This is a genomic window from Vreelandella gomseomensis (genome assembly GCF_031451645.1).
Taxonomy (GTDB): domain Bacteria; phylum Pseudomonadota; class Gammaproteobacteria; order Pseudomonadales; family Halomonadaceae; genus Vreelandella; species Vreelandella gomseomensis.
On the sequence record NZ_JARWAI010000009.1, the window covers coordinates 46,451 to 64,983 of the forward strand.

General features: G+C 61.7%; 15 protein-coding genes. 9 read left to right on the top strand and 6 right to left on the bottom strand.

The genetic code is table 11. The features are described 5' to 3' along the window. Nucleotides 1-18: 18 nt before the first annotated feature. On the bottom strand, nucleotides 19-618 hold the full coding sequence (locus QC815_RS12610; RefSeq protein ID WP_310540080.1) for a cysteine hydrolase family protein: 600 nt from the start codon (nucleotides 616-618) through the stop codon (nucleotides 19-21). A gap of 244 nt (nucleotides 619-862) precedes the next feature. Between QC815_RS12610 and QC815_RS12615 the strand changes: the two genes are divergently transcribed. After that, complete coding sequence (locus tag QC815_RS12615) at nucleotides 863-1,351, top strand: pyridoxamine 5'-phosphate oxidase family protein (RefSeq protein WP_230445717.1); 489 nt, start codon at nucleotides 863-865, stop codon at nucleotides 1,349-1,351. Nucleotides 1,352-1,447: 96 nt separating this feature from the next. Here QC815_RS12615 and QC815_RS12620 read toward each other — a convergent pair whose 3' ends face one another. From QC815_RS12620 to arfB, 3 genes are all read right to left on the bottom strand, one after another. Then, nucleotides 1,448-2,617 carry an alpha-hydroxy acid oxidase gene (locus tag QC815_RS12620; protein ID WP_230445718.1) on the bottom strand — a complete coding sequence of 390 codons (1,170 nt, stop codon included), beginning with the start codon at nucleotides 2,615-2,617 and terminating at the stop codon, nucleotides 1,448-1,450. A 253-nt stretch (nucleotides 2,618-2,870) separates the two neighbouring features. Beyond that, nucleotides 2,871-4,178 carry an ATP-grasp domain-containing protein gene (locus QC815_RS12625; protein WP_230445719.1) on the bottom strand — a complete coding sequence of 436 codons (1,308 nt, stop codon included), beginning with the start codon at nucleotides 4,176-4,178 and terminating at the stop codon, nucleotides 2,871-2,873. Nucleotides 4,179-4,442: 264 nt separating this feature from the next. Next, nucleotides 4,443-4,856: an alternative ribosome rescue aminoacyl-tRNA hydrolase ArfB gene (gene arfB, locus QC815_RS12630; RefSeq protein ID WP_230445720.1), complete on the bottom strand. Its 414-nt coding sequence runs from the start codon at nucleotides 4,854-4,856 to the stop codon at nucleotides 4,443-4,445. A 253-nt stretch (nucleotides 4,857-5,109) separates the two neighbouring features. Here arfB and nfsA point away from each other — a divergent pair, with 253 nt between their 5' ends. The 8 genes from nfsA to etfB all read left to right on the top strand — a co-directional run bounded on the left by nfsA (nucleotide 5,110) and on the right by etfB (nucleotide 15,613). After that, nucleotides 5,110-5,841 (top strand): oxygen-insensitive NADPH nitroreductase, encoded by a 732-nt coding sequence (gene nfsA, locus QC815_RS12635; protein WP_230445721.1) that lies wholly within the window; start codon nucleotides 5,110-5,112, stop codon nucleotides 5,839-5,841. 349 nt (nucleotides 5,842-6,190) lie between these two features. Further along, nucleotides 6,191-7,333 carry a choline metabolism transcriptional regulator GbdR gene (gene gbdR, locus QC815_RS12640; RefSeq protein WP_230445722.1) on the top strand — a complete coding sequence of 381 codons (1,143 nt, stop codon included), beginning with the start codon at nucleotides 6,191-6,193 and terminating at the stop codon, nucleotides 7,331-7,333. Nucleotides 7,334-7,556: 223 nt separating this feature from the next. Beyond that, nucleotides 7,557-8,534: a dipeptidase gene (locus QC815_RS12645; protein ID WP_230445723.1), complete on the top strand. Its 978-nt coding sequence runs from the start codon at nucleotides 7,557-7,559 to the stop codon at nucleotides 8,532-8,534. Between the two features lie 172 nt (nucleotides 8,535-8,706). Next, the gene (locus QC815_RS12650; RefSeq protein ID WP_230445724.1) at nucleotides 8,707-9,252 is read left to right on the top strand and encodes a 4-vinyl reductase; all 546 of its coding nucleotides are present in this window, start codon (nucleotides 8,707-8,709) and stop codon (nucleotides 9,250-9,252) included. Nucleotides 9,253-9,275: 23 nt separating this feature from the next. Beyond that, entirely contained in the window at nucleotides 9,276-11,348 is a 2,073-nt protein-coding gene (gene dgcA, locus QC815_RS12655) for a dimethylglycine demethylation protein DgcA (RefSeq protein WP_310540084.1), read from the top strand. Between the two features lie 215 nt (nucleotides 11,349-11,563). After that, nucleotides 11,564-13,552 carry a (Fe-S)-binding protein gene (locus QC815_RS12660; protein ID WP_310540086.1) on the top strand — a complete coding sequence of 663 codons (1,989 nt, stop codon included), beginning with the start codon at nucleotides 11,564-11,566 and terminating at the stop codon, nucleotides 13,550-13,552. Then, the gene (gene etfA, locus QC815_RS12665; protein ID WP_310540088.1) at nucleotides 13,549-14,817 is read left to right on the top strand and encodes an electron transfer flavoprotein subunit alpha; all 1,269 of its coding nucleotides are present in this window, start codon (nucleotides 13,549-13,551) and stop codon (nucleotides 14,815-14,817) included. The genes QC815_RS12660 and etfA overlap by 4 nt, the downstream gene beginning before the upstream one ends. After that, nucleotides 14,807-15,613 carry an electron transfer flavoprotein subunit beta gene (gene etfB, locus QC815_RS12670; RefSeq protein ID WP_230445728.1) on the top strand — a complete coding sequence of 269 codons (807 nt, stop codon included), beginning with the start codon at nucleotides 14,807-14,809 and terminating at the stop codon, nucleotides 15,611-15,613. Before etfA ends, etfB begins: the two co-directional genes overlap by 11 nt. Before the next feature lie 59 nt (nucleotides 15,614-15,672). Here etfB and QC815_RS12675 read toward each other — a convergent pair whose 3' ends face one another. Beyond that, nucleotides 15,673-16,563 (bottom strand): DMT family transporter, encoded by an 891-nt coding sequence (locus QC815_RS12675; protein ID WP_310540090.1) that lies wholly within the window; start codon nucleotides 16,561-16,563, stop codon nucleotides 15,673-15,675. A gap of 108 nt (nucleotides 16,564-16,671) precedes the next feature. Beyond that, nucleotides 16,672-18,423, bottom strand: a complete 1,752-nt coding sequence (locus QC815_RS12680) for a sodium:solute symporter family protein (RefSeq protein ID WP_310540092.1) — start codon at nucleotides 18,421-18,423, stop codon at nucleotides 16,672-16,674. Nucleotides 18,424-18,533: the final 110 nt, after the last annotated feature.

Consider the following 18,533-nt stretch of genomic DNA (forward strand, 5'->3'; position numbering starts at 1 on the left):
AGGCCTGTTTCCGGCAGCTTAAACAGGCAGATCGTCCACGTTATCCACAACGGCGGCGTAAAGATCCCGTGTTGAGGCCAGCGCCCCCTCGTGAACCGCCTGGGCCGAGAGTGCCTTGCCGTTATCTGCCTGCAGCGCTCGGGTTGCCGTCGCGCTGGCTACCACCGTCACATCAAAGCCCAGATTGAACGCGCCGTGGGCGGTCGAGTTGACGCACATGTGGGTCATGAAGCCCGCCAGCACCAGCTTTTTGCAGCCCATCTGCTTCAATTGCGCTTCAAGGTCAGTCTGGACGAAGGCGTTGGGAAACTGCTTGGTGATGACCGGCTCATCGTTCATCGGCTTCACGATATCGGCAATCTGGCCGATCGGCGCCTTGATGTCGTAGGGCGTGCCTTCGCCGGTGTCGTGTTGAATATGAATAACGGGAATACCGGCCTGCCGCGCTTTTTCGAGCAGCTTCTGGGCCTCCAGCAGCGCGTCTTCGACGCCTTCTAACTGCATCACCCCTTCGCGATAGGTGTTCTGGCAGTCGATAAGGACTAATGCCGATTCTGACAGCTTATTGGGAGTGTGCCCGAGCCCTAACAGCTCGCGCAGCGTGACGGATGTGGTCATTGATGGCTCCTGTTGTTCATTAACGGTCTGATAGCTAACGCAGAGTTACCATGTCGAGCGCGTCAGGCGCTGTCGCCGATGTAGCGGATGCCATCGACAGCCTGGGCGGGTGATCGCATGGTGTGTGCTTTGCGTGAACTGAGCACACACCGCCAGCATCGATGTTTGCTCATAGTAGTAATGGGAGCTAGGCTTGTACAGGTTATGTAATACTTAAAATTTTATTCAACAGGAGGTTGACGCTATGTCCAGCCCTGAACATAAGCAGAAAATATGGAAGATGATCAAAGACATCAAGGTCGGCATGCTGGTGACGCTGGATGGTGAGATGCCCCGCGCGCGGCCGATGCATCTGGTGCAGGATGCCTATGACGGCACCCTGTGGTTCTTCACCCGGCGCAGTGCCGAGAAAGTCACCGAAACCGAGCAGGATCACGACGTATGCCTGAGTTTTTCCGATCAGGAAGAAGGGGTCTATGTGTCGCTGTCCGGCAAGGCTAACCTGACCGATAACCGCGAGCTGATCGACAGGTACTGGAATCCCTTCATCGCCGCTTGGTTCCCGGAAGGCAAGGACGACCCCGACGTGGCACTGCTGGAAGTCAAGGTGCAGATGGGGGAACACTGGAAAGCCAAGGAGAGCAAGGCGTTCCAGCTGTATGAAGTGGCCAAGGCCAACGTCAAGAAAGGCACCACCCCGGATCTGGGCGAAAACGAGAAGTTTGGTGGCTAGGCCGCGAATAGCGCACTCATAAACGTGAGTACGCAATACGCAAACGGCCACTACAAGCAGTACACGACGGGCGGCAACCTAGCCGCCCGCTTGACGTCAAAGTTTGACGGTGGGGTCGCCAAAGCCCTGCGGCACGTACAGATTGTGCTCGCCCAAGTTGCGGGTATCCGTTTCCCCGCAGAGCGCCATGGTGGTGTCCAGTTCCTTGTGGATGATTTCCAGCGCGCGCGTAACGCCCGCCTCCCCGGCAGCACCCAGCCCATAGGTATAGGCCCGGCCGATGTAGGTGCCCTTGGCGCCCAGCGCCAGCGCCTTGAGCACATCCTGCCCTGAACGAATGCCCGAATCGAGATGCACTTCCACGTCATCGCCCACGGCGTCCATGATAGCCGGCAGCATGCGGATGGAGCTGACCGCGCCGTCAAGCTGGCGCCCGCCGTGGTTGGAAACGATGATTGCATCGGCGCCGATCTCGACGGCACGTCGGGCGTCCTCGGGCGCCATGATGCCCTTGACGATCAGCTTGCCGCCCCACCATTCCTTGAACTGGGCAATACGCTTCCAATCCAGCGAAACGTCGAACGCTTCCGCGGTCCAGGCGGACAGCGACGACGGGTCGGTCACGCCCTTGGCATGGCCGACGATGTTACCGAACGAGCGCCGCTTGGTGCGCAGCATTTCGAGCCCCCAGGGCACCTTGGTCGCCATGTTGGCAATCGAACGGGGAGTCAGCTTGGGGGGCGCTGACAGCCCGTTCTTGATGTCTTTGTGGCGCTGCCCCAGCACCTGAAGATCCACCGTGACCACGATGGCCGAGCAGTTGACCGCCTTGGCGCGTTCGAACAGCCGGCGCATGAAGTCGTCATCTTTCAGCGTGTAAACCTGGAACCAGAAAGGCTTGGTGGTGTGCTCGGCCACGTCTTCGATCGAGCAGATCGACATGGTGGAAAGCGTGTAGGGGACGCCAAACTTCTCGGCCGCCCGCGCGGCCTTGATCTCACCATCGGCCGACTGCATGCCGGTCAAACCCACCGGCGCGAGGGCCACCGGCATGGATACGTCTTCACCAATCATCTGGCGGCGCGTCGTGCGCCCCGACATGTCAACGGCCACCCGCTGCTTGAGGTGGATATGCTGGAAGTCACTGGTGTTTTCGCGAAACGTCTGCTCTGTCCAGCTGCCCGACTCAGCGTAGTCATAGAACATCTTGGGAGTCCGCCGGACATAATGACGACGGAGATCTTCGATATTGGTATAAACCGGCATGGTGGCTCCTGTGACGTGTGAGGAAGGCAGCGGAGGGCAGGTAGCAATATGGTTTTTAGAGGGCCTACTGCCAATGACTTTTTTAACAGAATACCACCGTAAGTACACAATCCGGCCAGAAAAATTAAACGGCGACAATGGGTCGCGTCTGGGAACCGGCCGTTTAAGGCTTGTCCCTACGCGTTGAAAAAGGGCCGTTTCCTAAATAGAAACGGCCCCTTTTTAGTTTAGTTAGCGCTGTTGCGTTACTGCACTAGACGTAGAAGTCGAGGTCTTCCTGGGCCTTGAGCAGGTCACGCATTTTGATGGGATCGTCACCAAAGAAGAAGACGAGGCCCCAGTGCGTCCCGTAGGCCGAGCGGTCGGGAACGGTTTCTTCCGTTGGCGCAACCAGTTCGTGGGACTCGAAGTAGGGGTGGTCGACACACTCCGGCGGCATTTCCAGCTTGCTGACCACGCGACGGCGAGGGTACACGCCGAAGCAGCCCGCATAACCTTTTGCGTCCTCCACCTCCTTGGGGAAGAACGCCGCTACTTCCTCTTTGGTGCTCTTGGGATCGAACACCAGCATCGAGGCTTGATAGGCATTGAACCCGTAGGCTCTCTCGATCAGTTCGAAGGCCTTGAAGCCGGGCGGACGGTAGGCCACTTCGCCAAAGTACATCTCACCGTCGGCGGTTACGAAGTACTCGGGGTGGATCAGGCCGAACTGGATATCAAACGTCTTGATCAACAGCTCAATCTGCTTGGTGATCGCGTTACGCCAGCTCTCTAGCTCCTGGGTAGCGGGCACGAAGACCGAATAACCCAGCGTCACGTATTCCGAAATGTTGAGGAACTGGATCTTGCCATCGTGGATCCAGGCTTCAACCGCAAACTCCCAGCCGCTCAAGTGGCTTTCCATCAGCAGCGGGTATTCCTCGTCGGGAATATGGTCGATTTCTTCTAACGTGCGGATCATGCGGTGGCCAAGGCAGCCTGCCTTGTCGAATGCCTTGACGTGAATCGGATCATCCGGGTCACCGTCCAGCTTGAGCAGCGTCTGGTTGACGCGCTTCATGAAGCGCACGATGTCTTCCTTCTCGTGAGCTTCTTCAAAAATCCCTACGCGAATACCGCCAAGCTGGGCACGCCGCTTCATCAATGCCTTGTCACGGAACAGGATGGACTGGCCGTACATGCGGGGACTGTCGAGGAGTACAGAGTTGATGGCGCCCGACCATTCAACGGTTTCCTCGAAGAGCGGGATGGCTACATCAACCCCTTCGGCCTTCAACCGCTCGGCAATTTCCATGGACCGGTCATTTAGTCGAATAAAGTCCCATGGAATAAACGGGATATTGTTGGCGGTGCAGAAATCCTCTGCCCATTCGGGCGCCACCACCACATAGCGGCGGTCGAACGTTTGCGCCGCCTTGATCGCATTCACGCTCCAGCCAAGCAGCGCGATGTACCCCTTGTTGGGATCCTTGGGCGTCTCGGTGCCCTTGACGGAGTCCATTTCCGGGTCGCGCCAAGCGGCAACGGCCTCGGGTAACTGCTTCTCTGATCGTATCGACATTCGACATTCTCCTTGCTGGTTAACCTAGTCTGACGGCGCCTACGTTGGAGCGCACCCGGTGAACTGAGCCACTACAGTGTTTATTCAGACGCGGTTGAGTAAGCCAGCGCTAGGGAAGCTCTAAGCGCACCCCATCCTTTATCCAAGCTAGTCGACTAGGTTATAAATGGCAACTTGGTTGTAAGGCTTCTGGCCAACGGCTGTATAAGTTTTATCGCAACCATGGGTGAGTGACATCAGCGACGCATCGGTGCCCGAAGTGGCTTAGGGCGTCACCTTGCCGCGCAGATGTTTGGTTTTGCCCTTGCGGGTTTTGGCGTCCACACGTTTGCGCTTGGCGGAGCGGGTGGGTTTTGTCGGTTTGCGGGTTTTTTGCTGCTTGACCGCTTCGCGAATCAGCTCCCGCAGGCGCGCCAGGGCATCCTCGCGGTTATGTTCCTGGGTGCGAAAGCGCTGTGCCTTGATGATGACCACGCCTTCCTGGGTGATGCGTTGATCCGTCAGCGCCAGCAGCCGTTCCTTGTAGAAAGGTGGCAGGCTGGAGTCTTGAATATCGAAGCGCAGATGGATGGCGGACGCCACCTTGTTGACGTTCTGACCGCCTGCTCCCTGGGCGCGGATGGGGTGCAGCTCGATCTCCCCGTCGGCAAGTTCCACCGTGTTGGAAATACGCAGCATAGGGCTCCTTGGGGGTGATAAGTAACGCCATGCGTTGCGCGAAGCCTTGGCCTGAGCGCTTCGCTGCGCCAGCGCTGTCGATAATGTCACCCAGTTTAGCATGCCGACGATGGGCATTAAGAATGCGCAACGCGAATGGCCATCAACCCCAGTTAAATGTTAGCCTGCTACTTTTTCTCATGTCTGGAAAGCTCATGTCGAGAAAGTAGGGATTTGTTTATAGTGAGCAGGACTTTTTGAAAGGGAGTGCCCGATGAACGACGTCATCAAGCTGTTAACGTCTCACCGTTCGATTCGCAAATTTGCCGCGCGCGAGTTGCCGGAAGGCCTGCTCGATACGCTGATCGAGGCGGGTCAGTCAGCGGCGACGTCGAGTCATATCCAGGCCTATAGCGTTATCCGCGTCACGCTGCCGTCATCCCGCGACCAGTTGGTAGCGCTCACCGGTGGCCAGCAATACGTGGCGAACTGCAGTGAGTTTCTGGTGTTCTGTGCGGACATGAAGCGGCCGCTGGAGGCCGCGGCACGCACTGGCGAAGACGTGGTCAGCGGCATGACCGAGCAGCTGTTGGTGGCGACGGTGGATGTTGCGCTGATGGCACAGAACGTGGCGATCGCGGCCGAATCGGAAGGGCTAGGTATCTGCTACATTGGCGGTATCCGCAATAACCCCCAGGCCGTGAGTGAGCTGCTGGATCTGCCCAAGCATGTCTACCCGGTCTTTGGCATGTGCATTGGCTATCCGGCGCACGAGCCCGAAATCAAGCCACGCCTGCCGGTTAGCGCGGTATTGAAGACAGATCGCTATGGCGACGACGAAGCCCAGGTGGCCGACTTCGACAGCACCATGCACGGCTACTACCAGTCGCGCAAAGGGGGCAACAAGGATGCCAACTGGTCACAGAATCTAACGCCGCTGTTCAATCAGAAGCTGCGCCCGCATATGCGTGACTTTCTTGTCGAGAAAGGCTTTACGATGAAGTGAGACCCCGTCAGCCATAGGCATACTCATGCATCAGCCCGCGAGCCCTCGCGGGCTTTGATTGATGGCGACCACGCCCGCCCCGAGAACGGCTCACCCAGGCAAGCAGACGCCCGGCCATCGCCCTGCGGATGTGCTTCGGGTGCGACATTCAGCGTTTCATTTGCGACGTCATTATTAATTTTATGCGCCAGCTTTGTCGCTATCCGCCCAATTTGTGCCAATATACGACGAAAGCGCCATGACCCCTCCGCGAGATGTTTATCTCGGCGGGGGGAACTACTATAGACGCCAGCGACACCTATACGAATAAGAAAAACGCATCAAGTACGGGTGACGGAAGGTAAAACCGATGACTGCAGATCAATCAAACGCACCAGCAGCAAAGCTCGACCGCTCTGGTGAACCGCAGACCCTTGGCTTTCTACTGCTAGATAATTTCACACTGATTTCCCTGGCATCGGCGATAGAACCTTTACGGATGGCCAATCAATTGGCCGGCCGCGAACTGTATCGCTGGTATACCCTGACCCAGGATGGCCTGCCGGTTCGGGCCAGCGATGGATTGCAGGTGACGCCTGATGCCTCCATGCACACGCCGCTGTCGCTGGAGTGGGTCGTCGTTTGTGGTGGGGTCGGCCCTCAACATAGCGTTACCCGTGAGCACGTGCGCTGGCTGCAGTCGCAGTCGCGTCAGCTGAGGCGCTTGGGGTCCGTGTGTACAGGAAGCTGGGCGTTGGCCAAGGCGGGACTGCTCGATTACTACGAAACCAGTATCCATTGGGAGTGCCTGGCGTCCATGCAGGAGGCGTTTCCGAATGTCATCCTGACGACCTACCTGTTCTCCATTGACCGGGATCGGTTCACGGCGTCGGGGGGCACCGCCCCGCTGGACATGATGCTCAACCTGATTGGCCACGACCATGGGCGCGAGCTGTCGGCGGGTATCTCGGAGATGTTCATCTATGAGCGCGTGCGTAACGAGCAGGATCAGCAGCGTGTCCCGCTGAAACACGTGCTCGGCACGACCCAGCCCAAGCTGCTGGAAATCGTCGCCTTGATGGAATCCAACCTGGAAGAGCCCATCGAGCTCGACGAGCTGGCCAACTACGTTAATGTGTCCCGGCGCCAGCTGGAGCGGCTGTTCCAGCGCTATCTGCTGTGCTCACCGTCGCGCTATTACCTCAAGCTGCGGTTGACCCGCGCACGACAGCTGCTCAAGCAGACCCCACTGTCGATTATCGAGATTGCCTCCGTTTGTGGCTTTGTCTCCACGCCGCATTTCTCGAAGTGCTACCGCGAATATTTTGGCGTGCCGCCACGCAATGAGCGGCTGGGGGGCGGTGAACGCCAGGGGCAGCAGAATAGTTCGCCCCCCTTCGTACAGCGCTGGGGCGATCAGTCGAGCGCCAACGAGCCGTCTTCCGGCGCGCAGCAGGCACTGGCCAACGCTCAGGGTGAGCCCACCTTTGCCAGCGTGCTGCTGCTGAAGTGATCGCGTTCGTCCATTACATTTGAAGCGTGCTGACCGGTAACGGGCAGCACGTTTTTTTATGGGTGGCATATCTGCACTACCTCGGCGGTCACCCGCCGGCAACTTGCTGTCGCAATGACAACACAATGACGCTTTTGGAATTTCCGCCGTCGTTTCCAATAGCAGCTAAACGCAACGTCAGCGCTATGCTCGCAGCATTAATCAACGTTGCTGGAGCTTAGCCATGACCCCCACCGAACTGCACGATGACGCTATCGTCATTGATGGTCTGATCATCGCCAAATGGAACCGTGAGCTGCTTGAGGACATGCGGCGCGGCGGCCTGACGGCCGCCAACTGCACGGTCTCGGTGTGGGAAGGCTTCCAGGCCACGGTCGATAATATTGTCGCCTCCAACCAGCTGATGGCGGAGTGTAGCGACCTGGTGCGCCCCGTCCGCACGACCGCCGATATCACCCGCGCCAAGGAAGAAGGCAAGACCGGCATCATCTACGGCTTCCAGAATGCCCATGCCTTTGAGGATCAGATCGGCTATGTCGAGATCTTCAAGCAGTTGGGCGTGGGCATCGTACAGATGTGCTACAACACCCAGAACCTGGTGGGAACCGGCTGCTACGAGCGCGACGGCGGCCTGTCGGGCTTCGGTCGCGAAATCGTCGCCGAGATGAACCGTGTCGGCATCATGTGTGATCTCTCGCACGTGGGCGCCAAGACCTCCGAGGAAGTCATCCTCGAGTCCCAGAAACCGGTCTGCTACTCCCACTGCCTGCCCTCCGGCCTCAAGGAGCATCCGCGCAACAAGTCCGATGAAGAGCTGAAGTTTATTGCCGACCACGGCGGCTTTGTCGGCGTCACCATGTTTACCCCGTTCCTCAAGAAGGGCGTCGATTCCACCATCGACGATTACTGCGAGGCGATCGAATACATCATGAACATCGTGGGGGAGGATGCCATTGGTATCGGCACGGACTTCACCCAGGGGCACGACCAGGCCTTCTTCGAGTGGCTGACCCATGACAAGGGCTACGCCCGCCGCCTGACCGACTTTGGCAAGATCATCAACCCCGAAGGCATTCGCACCGTTGGGGAGTTTCCCAATCTCACCGAGGCGCTCCTGAAGCGCGGAATGAGCGAATCCCAGGTGCGTAAGATCATGGGCGAGAACTGGGTGCGCGTGCTTAAGGACGTGTGGGGCGCCTGACTAAGCATGTCTCCGAAGTGAGGGGCGCCGGGAGCATGCCGTAGAGGAGGTTCGACGCCAGGGATGGCGTCGGTAGTGTCCAAGGATGGATTCACAGCGCCTCCTCGTAGGCATGCTCCCGGGATAGCCCCGCCGACAACCTGACATAACAAAGATTTTGAGGAATATCACCGTGACCAAACTGGCCCCCGCACTGCCCATTGAAGTGGATAGCGAAACCGGCGTCTGGACGACCGACGCCCTGCCGATGCTGTATGTGCCGCGACACTTTTTTATCAACAACCACATGGCCGTCGAGGAGGCGCTGGGCGCCGAGAAGTACGCCGAGATCCTCTACCACGCCGGCTACAAGAGCGCCTGGCACTGGTGTGAAAAAGAAGCCGAGCTTCACGGCATCAGCGGGGAGGCGGTCTTTGAGCACTATATGCTGCGCCTCTCCCAGCGCGGCTGGGGACTGTTCGTCACCGAGCAGATCGACCTCGAGTCGGGCACCGCTCAGGTACGCCTCGAACACAGCGCCTTTGTGTACCAGATGGGCAAGGTGGGACGTAAGGTGGAGTACATGTTCACCGGCTGGTTCGCCGGCGCCATGGATCAGATCCTCGCCGCGCGGGGCAGTTCACTGCGTACCGTCGCCGAGCAGACCCAGAGCGCGGCCGAGCCTGGCTGCGAGGTGGGTATTTTCGACGTCAAGCCGCTGACCGACGCCGACCGCTAACCCGGCTACGAGGAGAGAACATCATGGCATTCGACGCAATCTTCGAGCCGATCGACATCGGCAAGCTGACCATCCGCAATCGCGTGGTCAGTACCGCTCACGCTGAGGTGCATGCCACCGACGGCGGCATGACCACCGAGCGCTACGTCAAGTACTACGAGGAAAAGGCCAAGGGCGGCTGCGGCCTGTGTATCTGCGGTGGCTCGTCGGTGGTGTCCATCGACAGCCCTCAGGGCTGGTGGAGTTCGGTGAACCTGTCCACCGATCGCATCATTCCGCACTTCCAGAATCTGTCTAGAGCCGTGCACAAGCACGGCGGCAAGATCATGATCCAGATCACCCATATGGGCCGCCGCTCCCGCTGGGACGGTTTTGACTGGTCGACGCTGCTATCGCCCTCCGGCATCCGTGAGCCGGTGCACCGGTCTACCTGCAAGACCATCGAAGAAGAGGATATCTGGCGGATCATCGGTGACTTTGCCCAGGCGGCGCGCCGGGCGAAGGAAGGCGGCCTTGACGGCGTCGAGCTGTCCGCCGTGCACCAGCACCTGATCGACCAGTTCTGGAGCCCGCGCGTCAACAAGCGCGAGGACGAGTGGGGCGGCAGCTTCGAAGGGCGCATGAAGTTCGGTATGGAAGTCCTCAAGGCAGTACGCGCCGAAGTGGGCGACGACTTCTGCGTCGGCATGCGCATCTGCGGCGACGAGTTCCATCCGGACGGCCTCTCTCAAGACGACATGAAGCAGATCGCCGCCTACTACGATGCTACCGGCATGGTGGATTTCTTCGGCGTGGTCGGCTCCGGCTGTGACACTCACAACACGCTCGCCAACGTCATTCCCAACATGTCCTATCCGCCGGAGCCCTTTTTGCACCTGGCGGCGGGGATCAAGGAAGTGGTCAGCGTGCCGGTGATCCATGCCCAGAATATCAAGGATCCCAATCAGGCCCAGCGCATCCTCGAAGGCGGCTATGTGGATCTGGTGGGCATGACCCGTGCGCACATCGCCGACCCTCACCTGATCGCCAAGATCAAGATGGGTCAGGTCGACCAGATCAAGCAGTGCGTCGGCGCCAACTACTGCATCGACCGCCAGTACCAGGGCCTGGACGTGCTGTGCATCCAGAACGCCGCGACGTCGCGGGAGTACCTGGGTCTGCCGCACATCATCGAGAAATCCGAAGGCGTCAAGCGCAAGGTCGTCGTGGTAGGCGGTGGCCCCGGCGGCATGGAAGCGGCGCGTGTTGCCGCCGAGCGCGGTCACGATGTCACCCTGTTCGAGGCCGACGAAGCGCTGGGCGGCCAGATTACCATTGCCGCCCAGGCCCCGCAGCGCGACCAGATCGCCGGTATCACCCGCTGGTTCCAACTGGAATTGGCGCGTCTCAACGTCGACCTGCGTCTGGGCACCCGTGCCGATGAGGCAACGCTACTCGACCTGCGCCCGGATATCGTGGTGCTCGCCACCGGCGGCCAGCCGTTCCTCAACCAGTTCCCGGAGTGGGGCTACGACGAGAATCCCGAGGAAAGCCTGGTCGTCAGTACCTGGGACATACTCAGCGGCAAGGTCGCGCCGGGCAAGAACGTGCTGATCTACGACGCCATCTGCGAGTTCTCCGGCGTCTCGGCGGCGGACTACCTGGCCGACAAGGGCGCCAAGGTCGAGATCGTCACCGACGATATCAAGCCCGGCGCGGCGGTGGGCGGCACCACCTTCCCCACCTACTATCGCAGCCTCTACGAGAAAGAGGTGATCATGTCCTCCGACCTGATGCTGCACAAGGTCTACCGCGAGGGCGATGGCCTGGTGGCGGTGCTCGAAAACGAGTACACCGGTGCCCTGGAAGAGCGCGTGGTGGATCAGGTGGTGGTCGAGAACGGCGTGCGTCCCGATGAAGCGCTCTACTACGCCCTGAAGGCGCAGTCCCGCAACAAAGGGCAGGTGGACCTGGAGGCGCTCTATGCCATCAAGCCGCAGCCTTGCCTGAGCGAGGAGGGCGATGGCTTCCTGCTGTTCCGTCTGGGCGACTGCACGGCACCGCGAAATACGCATGCGGCTATCTACGACGCCCTGCGGATCTGCAAGGACTTTTGACCTGAGCGAGAGCCAGCGCGCCGGGGGTAGGCCGTAGCGAGGGTCTTTTGCCATGGCCGTAAAACAGTTCCATACGTTTACGGCATTTCCGCCATCCATGGCGGTCAGATGGCAAAAGTAGCGCCCAAGGATGGGTTTACAGCGCCCTCGCGTAGGTCTACCCCCGGAGCAGCGCCGCCGCCAAAGCCAATGGCACCAAAGATGAGGTGAGCACAATGCTCGATACGCTCTTGCCGATACTGATTTTCACTGCCCTGACCCTGGCGGCGATCGGCGCTGTACGCCGTATACGTCTGTGGCGTCAGGGGCGCCCCTCGCCGGTCAATCTTCTCAAGGGATTGGCGGCCGTGCCGCGCCGCTATCTGGTGGATCTGCACCATGTGGTGGGGCGCGACAAGATGATTTCCAACACCCACGTGGCTACCGCCGGTGGCTTCGTGGCGGCCGCCGTACTGATGATTCTGGTGCACGGGCTGGGGCTTGCCAACCCGGTTCTGGGTGGGCTGCTGCTGCTGGCGAGTACGTCCATGTTCATTGGCAGTCTGTTTGTGGCGAGGCGGCGCATCAATCCCCCCGCCCGGCTTTCCAAGGGCCCCTGGATGCGCCTGCCCAAGAGCCTGATGGCGTTCTCGCTGGGCGTCTTCCTGATCACGCTGCCCACGGTGGGACTGCTGCCCGAAGGTCTGCTCGAAGGGAGCGGTAGCTGGCTGCTGGCACTGATTCTGGCGGGCGTCGTGGCCTGGGGCCTGGGCGAAATGTTTTTCGGCATGACCTGGGGCGGCCCCATGAAGCATGCCTTCGCTGGCGCCCTGCACCTGGCCTTCCACCGTCGCGCCGAGCGCTTTGGTGGCGGCCGGTCAACGGGCCTCAAGGCGCTCAACCTGGAGAATGAAGCGGCGCCCCTGGGCGTGGAAAAGCCCGCCGACTTCACCTGGAACCAGCTGCTGGGGTTCGACGCCTGCGTGCAGTGCGGGCGCTGCGAAGCGGTGTGCCCGGCGTTTGCCGCCGGTCAGCCGCTCAACCCCAAGAAGCTGATCCAGGACATGGTCGTGGGCATGGCCGGGGGCAGCGATGCCGCCTATGCCGGTTCTCCCTATCCTGGTAAGCCGGTGGGCGAGCACGCTGGCTCGCCCCACGGGCCTATCGTGGCGCTGGAAGGCAAGGCGCTGGTCGACGCCGATACGCTCTGGTCGTGCACCACCTGCCGCGCCTGCGTGGAAGAGTGCCCGATGATGATCGAACACGTGGATGCGATCGTCGACATGCGCCGCCACCTGACTCTGGAGCGGGGCAAGACGCCTAATAAAGGCGCCGAGGTGCTCGACAACCTGATCGCCACCGACAATCCCGGCGGTTTCGACCCCGGCTCGCGGCTCAACTGGGCGGCGGATCTCGAGCTGCCGCTTATGGCTGATCTCAAGCAGGTCGACGTGCTGCTATGGCTGGGTGATGGCGCTTTTGATATGCGCAACCAGCGAACCCTGCGGGCGCTGATCAAGGTGTTGAAAGCCGCCGAGGTAGACTTCGCCGTGTTGGGCAATGAAGAACGCGACAGCGGCGATGTGGCCCGGCGCCTGGGCGATGAGGCGACCTTCCAATCCCTGGCGAAACGCAATATTGCCACCCTGTCCCAGTATCAGTTCTTGCAGATCGTGACCTGCGACCCCCACAGTTTCCATGTGCTGGGCAACGAGTACGGCGAGCTGGGCGGCCATTACCAGGTGCGTCACCACAGCACCTTTATCGCCGAGCTGTTTGAAGCCGGCCGATTGAGCTTTGCTCCCTGGAGGGGCGGCAGCGTCACCTATCACGACCCGTGCTACCTGGGGCGTTATAACGGCGAGTTCGAGGCGCCTCGCAACGTGCTCAAGGCGCTGGGTATCGAGGTCAAGGAGATGGAGCGCTCCGGCTTCCGCTCGCGCTGCTGCGGCGGCGGTGGCGGGGCACCGATCACCGATATTCCCGGCAAGCAGCGGATACCCGACATGCGCATGAACGATGTTCAGGAGACCGGCGCCGAGCTGGTCGCGGTGGGCTGCCCGCAGTGTACTGCCATGCTGGAAGGCGTGGTGGATGCCAACGCCGAGGTGCGCGATATCGCCGAGCTGGTGGCGGATGCGCTGGTTGAGCGTCCCGCCGCCGATACGTCCGGCACGTCCCACCGGCCTGCGGCAACGACGACGGCTGAAGAGGTGATCGTATGAGTGAGATTATTCGCCGCGATCCACGGCGTGAGTGGATCGCCCGGAACCGTCTGCATCCTGACAACGCCACCGTGCTCGCCGAAATGAGCGGCGGCGCAGTCAGCGAATGGCTCGGCCCTAACGGCGTGGTGCGCAAGAACCCGCGTGCCATCGGCTTTATCGGCCCCCATGGCGTCAGGCGGATTGACCGAAGCGGCCTTCAGCAGGGCGGGCAGTCCCCCGGCGCTGCCGCGGCGGCGCGGGATAGCCGGCGCACGGTGACCATTGATGCCCCCGCTTTCCTGGTGGCCGTGGTGCCCGACATGACCGGTGGGCGTCTCTCCAGTCAGGACAAGGATCTGCTGGGGCTGGCCCGGCGCGTGGCGGATGCCGACGCCGACCAGCCTGGCGCCGTGGTGGCGATCCTGTTCGGCGAGCATAAGGAAGACGCCCTGGGCGAAGCCGGCATCGATCGCGTCGTGCATCTTGAGGACGAGCGCTACTCGGGCTTTGCGCCAGAGGCACGCCTGGCGGTGTTAAGCGCCGTCGAGCGGGAGATGGCGCCGCGCTTCTGGCTGTTGCCGGACTCTCCGCTGGGCGGTGCCGATCTGGGGCGGCGGCTGTCCCTGCGTCTGGGCGAACGGGCCGCCACCGGGGTGTGGCAGGTCGAGGCCGACCATGACGCACCGCTCGGCTGGCAATGTACGGCCCGGGGCGGCGCCGGAAGCCTGGATATTCAGCGTCCTCTACCGCGAGTGGCGCTGGCGCTGGCCGAGTGCGCCGAGCCGGTGGACGAGACCCGGCACGCGGCCGAACACCTGACACTTTCGGCCTCAATTCCCACCAACCTGTCACGCATCGAAGACTTGGGGCAGGTGGCGGTGGACCCTGCCGGTGTGGCGCTGGACGAGGCCGAGTTCATTCTCTCCGGCGGCAACGGCGTCAAGGAATGGGACGCCTTCCATCACGCCGCGAAAGTCCTCGGCGCTACCGAAGGCGCCTCGCGCGTCGCGGTGGACGATGGCTATATGGCCCGCGACCGGCAGGTAGGCGCGACCGGCACTTGGGTCACCGCCCGGGTCTATGTGGCAGTGGGTATCTCGGGCGCTATCCAGCACCTGCAGGGCATTCAGCGCTGCGACAAGGTGGTGGCGATCAACCTCGATCCGGGGTGCGACATCATCAAGCGCGCCGACCTGGCGGTGATTGGCGACAGTACCCAGATCCTGGCCGCCCTGGTGGCCATGGTAGAACAGCAGCGGGGAGGGCAGCGCGATGCAGCCTGAACAGCAGGGAATCGACGTGGCAGTGCTGGTCTCCATCGGCCGCCACCCCACCACCGGCCGCCCCCGGCGCGCCGAACAGGACGCCCGGGGCCTGGAGCTTGCGCTGGCCATGGAGGCCGAACTGCCGGGCACCCGGATCAGCATGCTGCACGCGGGTCCCCAGGACGATGGCAGTGAAGCCGCCCTGCGCGGCTACCTGGGCATGGGGCTGGAGTCCATGACCCTGCTCGAACAGCCCGAAGGCAGCGATGCCATTCCCGCGCTGGCAACGCACCTGGCGACCGCCGCACCCCAGTTGGTGATCACTGGCGCCCGGGCCGAGCGCGGCGAGGGGTCGGGGCTTTTGCCCTATGCCCTGGCCGAGCGGCTGGGCTGGCCGCTGGTGAACGGTCTGGCGGCGGTCGAGTCGGTGGAAAACGGCGTGGTGACGCTGCTTCAGGCGTTGCCCCGAGGGCAGCGTCGCCGTCTCAAGGTGCGCCTGCCCGCCATCATCAGCGTGGACGAAGCGGCGCCGGCGGCACGCCAGAGCGCCTTCGGCCCGGCGCGTCGGGCCACCTTCTCGATGGCAGCCACCCACCCTGAAGCCGACAGCGAGCTGGCTCAATGGCATCTGGCCCCCGCGCGTAAACGGCCCAAGCGTCTGAAGATCGTCAAATCCGCTTCAGCCAGGGATCGCTTCAAGGCGGCGGCCTCCAAGTCGGAGGGCAAGGGCGGACAGGTGCTCACCGACGTGTCCCCCGAGGAAGGCGCCGAGGCGATCTACAAGCTGCTCAAGGAAGAAGATGTGCTGCGCTGACGCTGTTGGATTATCAAGCAGGTGACCGCTATTCAAGCCCGCCTTTTCCGGCGGGCTTTTTACTTATGAACCGGAACCTCCGGGTAAAGCTGCAGGCGCTGTCGCTCCAGGTGCAAGCCGCGCCAGGCGTGCAAGACCAGCACCAGAATCACCACGCCACCGCCAATCAGCGTGGAGGTCGTAGGTGTCTCGCCCAGCAACCACCAGACCCAGAGCGTGCCCAGTGCGGTTTCGACCAGATAGAATAGCGCCACCTCAGTCGACGGAAGGTAGCGGGTGGCGCTGTTGATCAGCACCGTTGCCAAGGGCATCTGTATCAGTCCCATCACTGCCAGTACGCCATAGCGCTCAGCGTCCAGGGTCAGCGGCGAGGCCATGGGCAGGGCAATCGCCGCCGAGAGCAGCCCGCCACCGGCAATCACCGTCATGGGGTCAATCGCTGGATAGCGGCGCAGCAGCGTCAGGTTGCCGCCGATGGCCGCCGCCGCCGCCAAGGCATACAGGTTGCCGGCCAGCATCCCCATGGCCCCGTCGCCCATGAACACCAGGCCCATGCCCAGCATGCAGACGGCAATGGCCACCAGGGTTCGCCGCGCGACGTTTTCGCCCAGGAAGATCCGTGAAAACAGCGCGGCAAACAGCGGCGCGGTACTCAGGATCACCACCACATTGGCGACGTTGGCGTTCATGACCGCCAGCACGAACAGGCTGGATATCAGCCCCAGCAGCAGGGCCGAGGCCAGTGAGGAAAACGGATTGCTGCAGAGTGTCGCCAGCCGCTTGCCTGCCCAGCACAATAGCCCCAGCACGCAGAACATCAATAACCCGCGCCAGAACACGATGGTCCAGCCGTCGGTGCGCGCCAGGCGTATCAGCAAGCCGTCGAAGCTGAGGCACACCACGCCCAGCACCACCATGACGAGGCCGCGTTGATAATGACTTGCCTGCATTGTCGGATTCCCTGCCGTGAATAAAAAGATAACCGCCCACCGATCAGGTGGGCGGTTGGGGCATTCATGGCGGGCCAAGGGTCATTGGCTCGCCAGACTTCCCTGTGACTAGGGGGTGTCGACCTTGGCCGCAGGCGCCGCAGCGGCGTTCTGGGGGCGGGGGCGCACCACCCGGTAGCCGACGGCACCGGCAAGCAGCAGCATACCGCCGCAGCCGACCGCCAGCAGGTAGCCGCCCTGCACCGCGCCGGATGAGAGCCCGAAGCGCTCGGCGTAGCCTGCCAGGGTGACCGCGTATTGTTGCCATAAAAATACCCCGATGGCGACCCCGGACAGCATGGTGCACAGCGCAATCCAGCGGGTGCCGGACACCCAGCCGCTTAGCGCCTTGGCATCGAACTCATGCAGGAAGGCTCGATAGTCGGCCTCGGACGGGCTGACGCGGGTCAGGGCGGATGCCAGCACGATAGCTGCCAGCGCCATCAGCGTGCTCAGCAGCACCGGGTGCAGGTATACCGGCAGGCTGACCCACTCGGCCTGTACCATCAGCGACAGGATCAGGTTGCCGACAAACCCCACCGCCAGGCCCCAGCTGGCGCCCGCAGCGGTAATCCGCCGGCTCCAGATGCTCATCAGGGCCACCGGCCCCCAGGAGGAGGCAAACAGCGTGGCGGCAAACCAGACCACCGCCATCACCGCCGGTGGCTGGAAGAGCGCCAGCACCAGCGCGATCAGTCCCGCTGCAAGCACGGCGATGCGGCTCTTGCGCAGGGCCGACTTTTCGTCCAGCGAGGCGGGGAGAATGTCGTTGGACAGGCTAAAGCCGATGATCGACAGGAACGTCGAGCAGGATGACAGCCCGGCCGCGAACACCCCGGTGAGAATGACCACCCCAAGCCAGGCGGGCAGGATATTGAGCGCCACCCAGACCATGGAACGTTCGGGGTCGAGGGTCGGGTCGTAGAGATTGATCGCCGCACCGGTCATCATCATCAGCGCATAGAAGACACCCAGGGCCACTGCCGTGAGCATGGCCGAGCGCATCACCACGTGCTCGTTACGCGCCATCAGGTAGCGGCTCGACTGCCAGGGGCTGGCCGCCAGCACCGCCGCCCAGACGAGGCCCAGGGTCAGACCCCAGACAAGCGCTTCGCCGGGGGAGGAGAAGCTGGCATCGGGCCCGTCGATCACCCCGTGCCACAGGGCAATACCGGGCTTGTCGGTCTGGGTCAGTAGACCCTCGACAACGCCGCTCCAGCCACCCAGGTCCTGGATCACGTAGAGCGACCCGCCCACCGCCGCCAGCGAGAAAATCACGAACATGATGGTATCGGTGAGCATCACGCCGGGCGAGCCCGAATACAGAATAAAGCCAGTGTAGGTGGCCCACACCAGCACCAGGCCCACCCAATAGGGCATGCCGGTCAGCTCGGCGAACATGATGCCCGCGCCCTGCATCACGCCCAGTAGATAGGCACCCAGGCCGAACACCGTGGTGAGCCCGGCAATGACCTGAACACGGCGTGAGGCAAAACGTTTGCCAAAAAACTCCGGCACGGTCTTGGCGCCGCTGCGGCGCAGATAGCGGCCAAATACCAAGGCGCCCAGCAGGCAGCCCGAGGTGCTCACCGCCGCAAAAATCAGCATGACAAAGGGGTAGCCCTGGTAGGCAAAGCCCGTTTCGCCGAGAAAGGCGCTGGTGCTCAGGTAACTGGCCACCAGCGTGCCCAGAATAAAGAAGGTAGGCGCATTACGACCGGCGACCAGATAGTCATCCAGCCCTTTGACGCGTCGCCCGGCCAGATGGCCGATGACAAAATAGCCGACCAGACTCAACAGTATTGCGATGGTATAAATCATGAGCATAACCATGGGGTTGTTAACATTGTGACGTCATGGTGCAGCGCTTTATCGGCGCGCTCATTGTTGCCAGCGGCACCCAATGCAGCAATTACGACACGAAAAAAGGG